The organism is Amycolatopsis rifamycinica (assembly GCF_000695625.1).
In the GTDB taxonomy this organism is placed as follows: Bacteria; Actinomycetota; Actinomycetes; order Mycobacteriales; family Pseudonocardiaceae; genus Amycolatopsis; species Amycolatopsis rifamycinica.
In genome coordinates, this window is the sequence record NZ_JMQI01000009.1 from 1 (window position 1) to 12,880 (window position 12,880).

9 protein-coding genes are annotated in these 12,880 nt (G+C 69.6%); 4 read left to right on the forward strand and 5 right to left on the reverse strand.

What is annotated here, in order from left to right; translation table 11 throughout:
* On the forward strand, positions 1-807 hold an 807-nt coding region (locus tag DV20_RS04205; protein ID WP_043776548.1), incomplete at its 5' end, for an HNH endonuclease signature motif containing protein.
* A 559-nt stretch (positions 808-1,366) separates the two neighbouring features.
* On the opposite strand, the gene DV20_RS04210 is transcribed toward DV20_RS04205, so the two are convergent.
* On the reverse strand, positions 1,367-1,954 hold the full coding sequence (locus DV20_RS04210; RefSeq protein ID WP_043776549.1) for an FMN reductase: 588 nt from the start codon (positions 1,952-1,954) through the stop codon (positions 1,367-1,369).
* Positions 1,951-3,096, reverse strand: coding sequence for an LLM class flavin-dependent oxidoreductase (locus tag DV20_RS04215; protein WP_043776550.1), 1,146 nt, complete (start codon positions 3,094-3,096; stop codon positions 1,951-1,953). Before DV20_RS04215 ends, DV20_RS04210 begins: the two co-directional genes overlap by 4 nt.
* A gap of 107 nt (positions 3,097-3,203) precedes the next feature.
* On the opposite strand from DV20_RS04215, the gene DV20_RS04220 reads away from it, so the two are divergent.
* The 3 genes from DV20_RS04220 to DV20_RS04230 all read left to right on the forward strand — a co-directional run bounded on the left by DV20_RS04220 (position 3,204) and on the right by DV20_RS04230 (position 9,276).
* Positions 3,204-4,577, forward strand: coding sequence for a phospholipase D-like domain-containing protein (locus tag DV20_RS04220; RefSeq protein ID WP_043776551.1), 1,374 nt, complete (start codon positions 3,204-3,206; stop codon positions 4,575-4,577).
* 134 nt (positions 4,578-4,711) lie between these two features.
* A complete protein-coding gene (locus DV20_RS04225) occupies positions 4,712-6,763 on the forward strand; it encodes a DNA gyrase/topoisomerase IV subunit B (RefSeq protein WP_043776552.1) in 2,052 nt (683 codons plus the stop codon).
* A 29-nt stretch (positions 6,764-6,792) separates the two neighbouring features.
* Positions 6,793-9,276, forward strand: coding sequence for a DNA gyrase/topoisomerase IV subunit A (locus DV20_RS04230; RefSeq protein WP_043776553.1), 2,484 nt, complete (start codon positions 6,793-6,795; stop codon positions 9,274-9,276).
* A 21-nt stretch (positions 9,277-9,297) separates the two neighbouring features.
* Here DV20_RS04230 and DV20_RS04235 read toward each other — a convergent pair whose 3' ends face one another.
* The 3 genes from DV20_RS04235 to DV20_RS04245 form a co-directional block, all read right to left on the reverse strand.
* Complete coding sequence (locus tag DV20_RS04235) at positions 9,298-9,537, reverse strand: hypothetical protein (RefSeq protein WP_043776554.1); 240 nt, start codon at positions 9,535-9,537, stop codon at positions 9,298-9,300.
* Between the two features lie 126 nt (positions 9,538-9,663).
* A complete protein-coding gene (locus DV20_RS04240; protein ID WP_043776555.1) occupies positions 9,664-10,935 on the reverse strand; it encodes an RICIN domain-containing protein in 1,272 nt (423 codons plus the stop codon).
* 29 nt (positions 10,936-10,964) lie between these two features.
* Complete coding sequence (locus tag DV20_RS04245) at positions 10,965-12,794, reverse strand: glycoside hydrolase family 3 protein (protein WP_043776556.1); 1,830 nt, start codon at positions 12,792-12,794, stop codon at positions 10,965-10,967.
* Positions 12,795-12,880 lie beyond the last annotated feature (86 nt).

Here is a 12,880-nt window from a genome sequence, read left to right on the forward strand (position 1 = left end):
AAGCAGGTCGCCGCCCTCGGCGCCCGCATCCTCGCCCACCTCGCACCCGACGGCGCAGAACCCGACAACACCGAACCCGTAATCCCGCCCCGGGAACTGTTCCTCCGCCGGAAAAGAACCGGCGTGTGGGAGCTGAACGGCCGATTCGACGATGAGACCGGCACCCGCGCCAGCGCCCTGTTGGACGCCCTGGCCGAACGCCGCACCAGCGACGACGGCCCCGACCACCGCACCCACCCCCAACGCTACGGCGACGCGTTCTCCGACGCCCTGAACCTGGCCCTCAACTCACCAGATTTGCCGATGCAGGCCGGGGAACGCGCCCACGTCATGGTCGCCGTCTCCCTGCAAGACCTGAAATCCGGCGTTGGCAAAGCCACCCTCGGCGACACCGGACAAATGACCGCGGCCGAAGCGCGGGTCCACGCCTGCGACGCCATGATCATCCCCGCAGTCCTCGGCGACAAAAGCGAACCCCTCAACCTCGGCCGACTCCGCCGCCTCATCTCCGCCGGACTCCGCCGAGCGTTGTTCCTCCGCGACCGCGGTTGCGCCTTCCCCGGCTGCCATCGTCCGCCCCGGCACTGCCAAGGTCACCACATCCGGCACTGGGCCGACGGCGGTCCCACGGATCTGGGCAACCTGGTGTTGATGTGTGCCCACCACCATCGGCTGCTGCACCGCTCCGGCTGGGAAGTCCGCATCGCCGCCGACGGCCTCCCGGAGTTCTTGCCACCGGTGTTCATCGACAGACGCCGAAAACCTCGGCGCAACAACCTCCACGAACCCCTGCCCTTCGCAGCCTGAACAACCGAAAACGGGAAAGGCCCGCAGCCACACGGCTACGGGCCTACACCCACGTCACTGCCGAAGGAGTGGCGGCGATCGAACTTTCTTTGACCCCATGGATCTCGGCTGCCCGCAACCCCGCAACCTCTACCGCTCCGAGCCGACAAACCCGCTCCCCGCGAGACCTCCGCCCCACGCCCACGGCAACCCCTACCACCCCGACCCGACGACCGCTCCCGAGAGGCCTTCACTTCGGCCGCCCATACCAGCCAACCTTCACCGCTCGGAACCGACGAACCGCCCCCCGCGAAACCTCGGCCCCCGCGCCCACGGCAACCCTCACCGCTCCAAGCCGACGAACCGCCCCCCGCGAGACCCCGGCCCCCGCACCCACGGCAACCCTCACCGCTCCAAGCCGACGAACCGCCCCCCGCGAAACCTCGGCCCCCGCGCCCACGGCAACCTTCACCGCTCCAAGCCGACAACTACTCCCGAGAGACCCGCTTCAGCCGCCCACAGCCCGGCTACTACACCGAGCCGGCGAACCGCATCTCAGCCACCCACAGCCCCGGCAACCTCACTCAGCCGCCAGCAACTGCTCGAACGGAACGAACTCCGGCTCCCCCGAACCGGCAACCCGCCCGGCCACCGCCGCAGCCAGCTCCCTCCCCGCCTTCTCGATCCGCCGCTGCAACGCCCCGGAAGCCTCACCACTGCCCCAGTCCGACGAAGCCGCGAACACGCCCGTCGCCACCGGGTCCGCCTTCAGGTACCCGAACAACGGCCGCAGCTGGTAGTCCACCACCAGTGAATGGCGTTCCGTCCCGCCCGTGGCCGCGAGCAGAACCGGCTTGCCCACCAGCGAATCCACGTCGAGCACGTCGAAGAACGACTTGAACAACCCGCTGTACCCCGCCGTGAACACCGGCGTCACCGCGATCAGCGCGTCCGCGCCGGTGACCGTCTCGATCGCCGTGCGCAGCGCCGGGCTCGGGAAGCCCGTCAGCAGGTTCTTCGTGATGTCCAACGCGACGTCCCGCAACTCCACCACGGACACCGACACCGGCTCGCCGGCCGCGGCGACGGTCGCCGCGGCCAGGCGGTCCGCCAAGAGGCGGGTGGACGACGGGACCGACAGGCCCGCCGTCACCACTGCGAGCTTCATACCGTCGCCTCCACCGAAGCCGAAGCGGCAGCCGAAGCCGAAGCGGCAGCCGAAGCCGGATCCGCAGCCGAAGCGGCAGCCGCCTTGAGCGAGGCATGCGTCGGCGCGTCCGGAATATGCGCCGGCCGCAGCGAGTCGAGTTCCTTGCGCAGCACCGGGATCACGTGCTCACCGAGGAGGTCGAGCTGCTCCAGCACCGTCTTCAGCGGCAGGCCGGCGTGGTCCATCAAGAACAGCTGGCGCTGGTAGTCGCCGAAGTGCTCGCGGAACGTCAGCGTCTTGTCGATGACCTCCTGCGGGCTGCCCACCGTCAGCGGTGTCTGCTCCGTGAACTCCTCCAGCGACGGCCCGTGCCCGTACACCGGCGCGTTGTCGAAGTACGGCCGGAACTCGTTCCACGCGTCCTGGGACTTCGGCCGGATGAACGCCTGGCCGCCGAGGCCGACGATCGCCTGGTCGGCCGAGCCGTGGCCGTAGTGCTCGAACCGCCGGCGGTAGAACGAGATCAGCTGCTGGAAATGGGACGTCGGCCAGAAGATGTGATTGGCGAAGAACCCGTCGCCGTAGTACGCGGCCTGCTCGGCGATCTCCGGGCTGCGGATGGAACCGTGCCAGACGAACGGCGGGATGCCGTCCAGCGGCCGGGGCGTCGACGTGAAGCCCTGCAGCGGGGTGCGGAACTTGCCCTCCCAGTCCACCACGTCCTCGCGCCACAACCGCCGCAGCAGCGCGTAGTTCTCGATCGCCAGGGGGATGCCCTGGCGGATGTCCTGGCCGAACCACGGGTAGACCGGCCCGGTGTTCCCCCGGCCCATCATCAGGTCGACCCGGCCGTCGGCGAGGTGCTGGAGCATCGCGAAGTCCTCGGCGATCTTCACCGGGTCGTTCGTGGTGATCAGGGTCGTCGAAGTCGACAGGATCAGCTTGGACGTCCGCGCCGCGATGTGCCCGAGCATCGTCGTGGGCGACGACGGGACGAACGGCGGGTTGTGGTGCTCGCCGGTCGCGAAGACGTCGAGGCCGACCTCCTCCGCCTTGAGCGCGATGCGGACCATCGCCTTGATGCGCTCGTGTTCCGTCGGCGTGGTTCCGTTCGTGGGATCGGTCGTGACGTCGCCCACCGTGAAGATTCCGAACTGCATGACCTGCTCCCTTCGTGAGCACCATCTTACATGCGCGTTCAACTACTTCCAAGCAAGAGATATTCCGGCCGTCAGGCGCCCGAAGGGCACCGGCTAAGGTCAAGGGCATGGACGCGGAGCTCGCTCGGCTGGGTTTGGCAGAACGTTCGGTACGACTACTCGCCGGTCGCGACATCTGGGCCTCGATCACCCCCTTGCTCGCCCCGCGCCGGAACCTGGTGGCCGCCTTCGGTCACGTCGGGCCCGGCGCGGCGGCCCTGCTGCCCTTGCAACCCGGCGACACGCTGATCACGGACGCGAGCCTGGACACCGTGCTGTCCGGCGCGACGAGCCCGCACGCGCTGCTGCACTGGGTCAAGGCGGGCGTGATCGTGCACTCGCTGCGGGGACTGAACGCGAAACTGGTGATCGCCGAGGACGACCCGTCCTTCGTCGTGGTCGGCTCGGCCGACGTCACCGCCGCCGGCCCGCGGCAGCTGTTCGAGGCCGTCACCGTCTCGCACGAGCGGCAGACCGTCGAGGAGACCCAGGAGGCCTGGCTCGAGTGGTGCGACCTCGCCGGCCCCTCGCTGACCGCCGGTGACCTGGAGCCGCTGCTGGAGCAGTACGGCGCCGGCAAGCCGGTCACGTCCCGCCCCGCGACGACCCGGACCACCGCCGCGCCCGCGCGGCCGGTGGTGACCAGCCGCCCGGCGACGCCGGTCCGGCCCGCGGCCGCGACGCCGCCGCCTTCTCCGGTCCGCCCCGCGGCGCCGTCCCCCGTCCGCCCGGCCGTCCCGGACACGCCGGCCGCGGCCACTCCGCCCCCGGCACCCAGCGCGCCGCAGCCCGCCCAAACAGTCCGGCCCGAGCAACCCGAGACCCCGGAACCGGCCGCCGCGGTGACGCCCGCCACCACGGAACCGGTTGCGGCCGAGCCGGAAGCCCCCGCGGCCCCGGAAGCCGCCGAAACCACCGAGGCCCCGGAAGCCACCGACGTGCCCCGGCCGGCCTGGCCGCGGCCGGCCGAGCTGTACCTGGTCAGCCTCGTCGAAGGCGGCGAACCGAACGCCGAGGCCGAATACCGGCTCGAAGAGCTGCAGCGCGAGTACACCCACCCCGGGGAGAACGGCGAATCGCCGTTCCGCGTCGAGCTGCTCTGGGCCGACGACGGCCAGGGCCAGGACCCGCCGCGCACGCTCCGGGCGGGCGTCCACGTGATCCCCGTCTACAGCCAGAAGCAGGGCCGTCCCCTCGTCGGGTCGCGGATCGAGGCCCCCGGTCTCGTCCTGCAGGCGTACATCGACGAGTTCGCCTACCCCCGCCGGACGTACTGCTACGTCCTGACCCGGCAGTCGGCCGCCAAACCGGCCTTCGGCGACCTCCGCAAGGCGCTCGCCGCGATCGGCGAGAAGCCGAACTTCCGGAACAGCTTCCAGGTCCCGCGGAAGATCGAAGCCCTGCTGGGCCTGTGGCCCGACCTGGGCTACGACCCCCGCTAGGGGGCGGCGCACGCCACTCCGGGAGCGGGAGCGCGCGAAAGTTGTCGGGGGTGGCGGATATCCTGCACTACGGTGCAGGCGAGTCCGCACCACCACCAGCACTTTCGCGAGCCACGATCCGGGAGAACGACCCTGTGACTGCCGAGACCTTGTACGGGGCCGACGACCTGACGCATCTCGAGGGTCTCGAAGCCGTCCGCAAACGCCCCGGGATGTACATCGGCTCCACCGACAGCCGGGGCATCAACCACCTCTTCTCGGAGGTGGTGGACAACTCCACGGACGAAGGCGTCGCCGGCCACGCGACGAAGATCGTCGTCACCCTGCACGCCGACGGCAGCGTCCAGGTGGACGACGACGGCCGCGGCATCCCGACCGGCACCCACGCCAAGTCCGGTTTGTCCGGTGTCGAGCTGGTGCTGACGCGGCTGCACGCCGGCGGCAAGTTCGGCGGGTCCGGCTACAAGACCTCCGGCGGCCTGCACGGCGTCGGCGCTTCGGCGGTCAACGCGCTGTCGCACCGCTTCGACGTCACGGTGAAGCAGGACGGCAAAGTCCACCAGATGTCGTTCAAGCACGGCGTCCCCGGCACGTTCGACGGGCCGGGCCCGAAGGCGAAGTTCACCCGCCGGTCGGGGCTGAACCTCGTCGGCAAGATGAAGCGCGGCGAGCGCAGCGGCACGTCGATCCGCTACTGGTACGACGCGCGCTACTTCGAGTCCGGCGCGGCGCTGGACGTCGAAGGCGTGCGCACCAAGCTGCGCAACACCGCCTTCCTCGTCCCGGGCGTCACGTACGTGCTGCGCACGGCGATCGAAGACACGATCAACGAGGAGACCTTCCACTTCCCGCACGGCCTGGCCGACATGGTCGACTTCCTGACGCCCTCGGGCGACAAGCCGGTCTGCGGCACGCTGCTGATCAACGGCGAAGGCACGTACAAGGAGAACGCGGCCGACGCCGCCGGCGTCATGCAGTCCAATGTGGAGCGCCACGCCGAGGTCGAGGTGGCGCTGCGCTGGGGCACCGGCTACGAGCGCACGGTCGAGTGCTTCACCAACACGATCCGCAACGTCCACGGCGGCACCCACCGCCGCGGCTTCGACCGCGCGGTGACGAAGGCGGTGCAGGAGGCCATCTCCAAGACCCGCGGGCTGCTCAAGCCCAAGGAGGACATGCCGACCCTGGAAGACGTCCTCGAGGGCATGACGGCCGTGATCCACGTCCGGCTGCCGGAACCGCAGTTCACCTCGCAGACCAAGGACGAGCTGTCCACCGCCGGGATCACCCGCGTGCTCCAGGGCATCGTCGACAAGCACGTCAAGGCGTGGACCGAAGACCGCAAGACCAAGTCCGAGGCCAAGGTCGTGCTGCAGAAGGTGGTCGACGCCTCCCGCGTCCGGCTCACCCAGAAGCAGCAGAAGGACGCCGCGCGGCGCAAGACCGCCCTCGAAGGCGCGGCGATGCCGCCGAAGCTGGTCGACTGCCGCACCACCGGCGTGTCCCGCAGCGAGCTGTTCCTGGTCGAGGGCGACAGCGCGCTGGGGTCGGCGCGGATGGCGCGCGTGTCGGAGTACCAGGCGCTGCTCCCCCTGCGCGGCAAGATCCTGAACGTCCAGAAGGCGTCGCTGGGCGACACGCTGAAGAACGCCGAGATCGCGTCGATCGTGCAGGTGCTCGGCGCGGGCACCGGGCGCACGTTCGACCTGTCGACCATGCGCTACGGCCGGGTCATCCTGATGGCGGACGCCGATGTCGACGGCTCGCACATCCGCACGCTGCTGATCACGCTGTTCGCGAAGTACATGCGCCCGGTGATCGAAGACGGCCGGCTGTACGCGGCGATGCCGCCGCTGCACAAGCTCGTCACGAAGGGCCGCAACCCCGAGACGCACTTCACCTTCACCCAGCGGGAGATGGAGCAGAAGTTCGCCGAGCTGGAGAGGGCGGGCAAGAGCATCGTCACGCCGGTGCCGCGGTTCAAGGGTCTCGGCGAGATGGACGCCGACGAGCTGTGGGAGACCACGATGAACCCGGCGACGCGCTCGGTGCGCCGCATCACCATGGACGACGCCGAAGCCGCGGAGGCGGCGCTGGAACTGCTGATGGGCGAGAAGGTCGAGCCCCGGCGGAACTGGCTGGTCGCCTCCTCCGACCGGGTCGACCGCGAAGCCATCGACGCCTGATCTTTTCGTAGCTACCAAGGAGTTCTGCCGTGGCACGCCGCAAGGGCACCACCACCAAGGTCGATCCGAGCGCGTTCGACTCCCCCGGTGCGCACGTCTTCGACAACTCGCTCAAGACCGAGATCGAAGACTCCTACCTCGAGTACGCCTACTCGGTCATCCACTCGCGTGCCCTGCCGGACGCGCGGGACGGGCTCAAGCCGGTGCACCGCCGGATCCTGTACTCGATGAACGAAAACGGTTACCGCCCGACGCACGCGTACGTGAAGTCGTCGCGCGTGGTCGGTGACGTGATGGGCAAGTACCACCCGCACGGCGACGTCGCGATCTACGACGCGATGGTGCGGCTGGCGCAGGACTTCTCGCTGAACGTCCCGCTGATCGACGGCCACGGCAACTTCGGCTCCCCCGACGACGGCCCGGCGGCCAGCCGGTACACCGAAGCGCGGATGTCGCCCGAGGCGATGCAGCTGGTCGGCGAGCTCGGCGAGGACACCGTCGACTTCCGGCCGAACTACGACGGTTCGCTCGAAGAGCCGTCCGTGCTGCCCGCGGCGTTTCCGAACCTGCTGGTCAACGGCACGTCCGGGATCGCGGTCGGAATGGCGACCAACATGATCCCGCACAACCTCGGCGAGGTCATCGCCGCGGCGCGGTGGCTGATCACGCACCCGTCCGCGACGCTCGACAAGCTGATGGAGTTCGTGCCCGGCCCCGACCTGCCGACCGGCGGCAAGCTGCTGGGCCTCGACGAGGTCCGCCGCGCCTACGAGACCGGCCGCGGCGTGGTCCGGATGCGCGCGAACGTCGAGACCGGGCCCCTGGAGGGCAGCCGCGGGCGGCAGGCGATCACCGTCACCGAGCTGCCCTACGGCGTCGGGCCCGAGAAGGTGATCGAGAAGATCACCGACGAGGTCAACAAGTCGAAGCGGCTCACCGGCATCGCCGACGTCAAGGACCTCACCGACCGCGAGAACGGCACGCGGCTGGTCATCGAGTGCAAGGTCGGCGTCAACCCGCAGGCGCTGCTCGCGGACCTGTACCGGCTCACGCCGCTGGAGCAGTCGTTCGGCATCAACAACCTGGTCCTCGTCGACGGCCAGCCGCAGACCCTGGGCCTGAAGGAGCTGCTGGAGGTCTTCCTCCGGCACCGCTACGACGTCGTCACGCGGCGGACGAAGTACCGGCGCCGCAAGCGCGAAGAGCGCCTGCACCTGGTCGACGGCCTGCTGATCGCGCTGCTGAACATCGACAAGGTGATCAGGCTCATCCGCGAGAGCGAGAACGCCCAGGCCGCGAAGGACGGCCTGATGACGCGCTTCAAGCTGTCGGAGATCCAGGCGACGTACATCCTCGACACGCCGCTGCGCCGGCTGACCAAGTACGACCGCCTCGAACTCGAGTCCGAGCAGGAGCGGCTGCGCGAGGAGATCGCGGAGCTGACCAAGATCCTCGACGACGAGTCGGTGCTGAAGAAGCTCGTCTCGTCCGAGCTGGCGAAGGTTGCGAAGGACTTCACGACCGAGCGCCGCACCGCGCTGATCGACGGCGACCTGAAGGAGGTCCTGGCCGCGTCGAAGCCTTCGGGCCCCCTGGAGGTCGCGGACGACCCGTGCCAGGTCATTCTCTCGGCGACCGGCCTGGTGGCGCGCACCGCCGCCGAATCCGAGGAGGCGACCGAGACACGCCGGCGCAACGGCCGGGTGAAGCACGACGCGGTGGCGGCCGTGGTCCACACGACCGCGCGCGGGCAGGTGCTGCTGGTGACCAGCCGCGGCCGGGCGTTCAAGACCGACGTGCTGCCGCTGCCGGTGCTGCCCGAGCAGGCCGGCACGGTCTCGCTGCGCGGCGGCATGGCGGCGAAGGAACTGGTGCCGCTGGAGAAGGGCGAGACGGTCGTCGGGATTGCGCCGCTGGGCGAGCAGGCCGCGGGCTCGCCGGGCCTGGCGCTCGGCACCCGCGGCGGCGTCGTGAAGATCTGCTCGCCGGAGTGGCCGGTGCGGTCCGACGAGTTCGAGGTCATCTCGTTGAAGGACGGCGACGAGGTCGTCGGCGCGACCTGGCTGACGGACGGTTCGGAGACGCTGGCGTTCGTGTCGTCGGAGGCGTCGCTGCTGAAGTACCCGGCCTCCCTGGTCCGCCCGCAAGGCCTGAAGGGCGGCGGCATGGCGGGCATGAACGTGGGTTCGGGATCGGTGGTGTTCTTCGGCGCGGTCCGCACGGACGACGACGAGCACGGCGAGCCGATGGTGATCACCTCGACCGGCCAGAGCGTGAAGGTGACACCGTTCAGCGAGTACCCGGCCAAGGGCCGCGCCACGGGTGGCGTCCGGGCCCAGCGGTTCCTCAAGGGCGAGACCGCCCTGCGAGTGGCGTGGATCGGGCCCCGCCCGGCGGGCGCGGCCCGCAACGGGGACCCGGTCGAACTCCCGGAGATCGACGTCCGCCGCGACGGCTCCGGCCACGCCCACCCGGGCCCGGACGTGGTGGGCCACCTCATCGAACGCGATTGACGCCGTTCGGGAGCGGAAGCGTCACTGACGCTTCCGCTCCCGCCGGATCAGGTAGCGCAGGACGGCCGCGAAGAACAGCCAGGTCAGCACCCCGCGGACGGCCGCGCCGATCAGGTGGTCCGCGGCGAAGGTCCACCGGTGGAGACCGATCTTCACGAGCAGGTCGACGCCGAACGTGATGACCAGCACCAGGAGCAGCGGCCACCACAGCAGGGTGCGCCAGTAGCCGCGTCGCTTGATCTTTTCGGCATCGATCCTCATGCCGGCGGCCGTCCGGCCACCCGGGCCGATTCCCCTCGGACACCCATGCCTCCATCATGGCCCGCCGAGCCGGCGGACGCAGGGCGGCCGGGGAACGGCGGTTCCCCGGGCGCCCGTGGGCCGCCGCTAGGCGACCTTGAACGACTGAGCGGCGCTGCCGCTGCAGGCCGCCTGGACCAGCTGGACGCTGTCCGCCGTGGACGAACCCGGGACGGTCAGGCACTTGCCGCTGTGGCGGGCGACGAAGTGGTAGTAACCGCCGCCCTCGGACACCGGCTGCCACTGCTGGTTGCCGCCGCCGCTGTAGGACCACAGCTGCAGTCCGGCGTTGTCCGCGGTCGAAACGTCGGTGACGTCGATGACCTGGGCGGCGTTGGTCCGGTTGTTGATCCGGTCGTAGCCGCCGCCGGTCGCGGCGAACTGGTACTGCTGGGCCGTGGTGCCGTTGCAGGTGTACTGCTGGATCACCGTGCCGTTGGCGCTGCCAGCCGCGCGGGCGTCGACGCACTTGCCGGACGCCTTGTTCGTCACCGCGTACCAGGCCGCGGGGTCGATCGTGCCGGGGTCGGTCGGCCCGGTCGAGCCACCGCCGAGCCACTTCAGGCCGTCGAGCACGAACCGGTTCTGGTCGGCGCTCTCGAACGTCGACGACAGCGCGGTGTTCGTCTCGTAGTTCATCGCGTTGTGGCCGAAGTTGGCGTAGAGCATCTTGTAGCTCTTGTTCGTCCACGCGATCGGGTAGTAGCCGCTGTTCCAGGTTTGGTTCGGGTCGGTGCCGATCGGGAAGGTGGACTGGTCCATCGAGGCCAGCACGGAGATGTTCGGGTTCTGCCGCAGGTCGTACTGCCAGGCGTACCACTCCGAGGTCGACGACCGGATCGTCGCCGGCAGGTTCACCGTCGACGGGTGCGTGCGGTTCTCGATTTTCAGCGTCTCCGGGGTCGGGCCCCACGTGTTCGACGTGAACCGGCCGGTGCCGAGGAAGTCGTTGTGGAACCAGTTCGCGTACGACGGCGTCGAGCTGTCGTTGTAGGCGGTGACGTGGAAGCCGAAGAACGCGCCACCGGCCTGCACGTACCGCTGGAAGCCCTGGAACTGCGCCTGCGACTGCGGCTGGTCGTCGAGGAACAGCACCACCTGGTACTGGTCCGGGGTGAGCGTGGTGAGCTGGTTCCAGTTGGTCGTCGCGGTGTAGGTGAACCCGTTGGCCGCCGCCTGCTGCGGGAACCAGACGTTCGCTTCCTTCTCGAAGCTGATGTGCGCGGCGTCGTAGGTGCCGCTGTAGAAGGCCAGCACCTTGAACGGGGTCGCGGCCTGCACGGGCGGAGCGCCCAGGCTCAACCCGAGGCAGGCGGCGAAGAACGCCAGGATCCGGATCAGCGGACGGCGGGATCTCATGGGCGGACCTTTCCGGTGGGGGACGGGGTTCACCAGGGGCGGTGCGGGTACCGCAGGCCGAAGCCGAACGGGAACAGCGCGGGTTTGCCGTCGCCGGCGTTGATCGGCTGCTGGTCGGCGCTGCGCATCCAGGTCACCGGCAGCTTGCCGGTCGGGTTGTAGTCGCCGAAGAGGACGTCGGCCACGCCCTGGCCTTCGCTGCCCGGCAGCCACGACGCGACGAGCCCGGCCCAGTCCGGCAGCTGCGCGGCGATGTCGAGCGGGCGCCCGGACACGAGCACGACCACCGTCGGGACGCCGGAGTCCTTCAGCTTCTGGAGCGTGGCCAGGTCGGTGGCGTCCAGCCCCATCCCCTGGGGACGGTCGCCCTTGCCTTCGGCGTACGGCGTCTCCCCCACGACCGCCACGGCGACGTCGTAGCTCTGGTCGATCCCGGTGCCGTCCTTGGCGAAGGTGACGTCCCGGGCCTTCTGCCGCATACCCTGCAGGATGGTGGTGCCCGGGATGACCGGGCCGCTGGTGCCCTGCCAGCCGACCGTCCAGCCGCCGGACTGGTTGCCGAGGTCGTCGGCGCTCTTGCCGGCCACGAAGACCTTGCCGCGCTTCGGAAGTGGCAGGACGCGGCCCTCGTTCTTCAGCAGTACCTGGGATTCCCGCACGGCTTGCCGCGCGAGGTCGCGGTGCGGCTTGCTGCCGATGGTGTTCAGGAAGCGCCGGTCGGTCAGCGGGTGCTCGAACAGGCCGAGTTCGAACTTCTTGGTGAGGATGCGGCGGTTGGCGTCGTCGATCCGGCTCATCGGCACGCGGCCCTGCTCCACCAGCGACCGCAGTGTGTCGATGAACTTCCGCCACTCGTAGGGCACCATCACCATGTCGATGCCGGCGTTGACGGCCGCCTCGACCTCTTCGGGGGTGAACCCGCTCTTGCCGTCGATCTTGTCGACGCCGTTGTAGTCCGAGACGACGATCCCGGTGAAGCCGAGTTCCTTCTTGAGGACGTCGTTGACCAGGTACGCCCCGGCGTGCATCTTGACGCCGTTCCAGCTGCTGTAGGAGATCATCACCGAACCGACCCCGCGCTGGACGGCGGCCTTGAACGGCGGGAGGTGGATCGCGCGCAGCTCCTGCTCGCTGATCTCGGTGTTGCCTTCGTTGACACCGCCGGTGGTGCCGCCGTCGCCGACGTAGTGCTTGGCCGTGGCCAGCACCGAGCCGGGCCGGTCCAGGCGGTTTCCTTGCAGGCCGGTGATGATCGACGTCATCTGCGTGGCCAGCTGCGGAACCTCGCCGAAGGACTCGTAGGTTCGGCCCCACCGGTCGTTGCGGGCGACGCACAGGCAGGGCGCGAAGTCCCAGTCGATCCCGGTGCCGGAGACCTCTTCCGCGGTGGCCCGGCCGATTCCCTCGACCAGCCGCGGATCGCGCGTGGCGCCGAGGCCGATGTTGTGCGGGAAGACGGTGGCACCGTAGAGGCCGTTGTGGCCGTGGACGGCGTCGACGCCGTAGATGAGCGGGATGCCCAGCGGCGTGGCGAGCGCGGCCTTCTGGAAACCGTCGTACATGTCGGCCCAGGTGACCGGCGTGTTCGGGGTGGGCTGCGAGCTGCCGCCGGAGAGCAGCGAGCCGAGCCGTCCGCTGGTGACGTCCGCCGGGCTGGTGACGCCGAGCCGTTCGGCCTGCATCATCTGCCCGAGCTTGTCGTCGAGGCTCATCCGTGCCAGCAGATCGGCCACCCGCACCTTGACCGGCCGCCAGGAATCCTTGTAGGCGGGGCGGTTTCCGGCGAGCGCGGGGGTCCCCGAGCTCAGCAGCAACCCCACGGCCAGCGCGCCGATGCCCAGCCTGCGTCCGAGGCGCATCCGGGTCCTCCTCGTCGAGAGACCAAAATTCACGCCTTGAATTAATGCACAGGCTTCGGCGGTTGGTCCAGACCTCTCAACGAACT

Excerpts from the sequence above, each read along its gene's own strand:
- DV20_RS04245 (WP_043776556.1), bottom strand. The coding sequence starts at position 12,794 with ATGCGCCTCGGACGCAGGCTGGGCATCGGCGCGCTGGCCGTGGGGTTG.
- DV20_RS04210 (WP_043776549.1), bottom strand. The coding sequence starts at position 1,954 with ATGAAGCTCGCAGTGGTGACGGCGGGCCTGTCGGTCCCGTCGTCCACC.
- DV20_RS04220 (WP_043776551.1), top strand. The coding sequence starts at position 3,204 with ATGGACGCGGAGCTCGCTCGGCTGGGTTTGGCAGAACGTTCGGTACGA.
- DV20_RS04215 (WP_043776550.1), bottom strand. The coding sequence starts at position 3,096 with ATGCAGTTCGGAATCTTCACGGTGGGCGACGTCACGACCGATCCCACG.
- DV20_RS04235 (WP_043776554.1), bottom strand. The coding sequence starts at position 9,537 with ATGAGGATCGATGCCGAAAAGATCAAGCGACGCGGCTACTGGCGCACC.
- DV20_RS04240 (WP_043776555.1), bottom strand. The coding sequence starts at position 10,935 with ATGAGATCCCGCCGTCCGCTGATCCGGATCCTGGCGTTCTTCGCCGCC.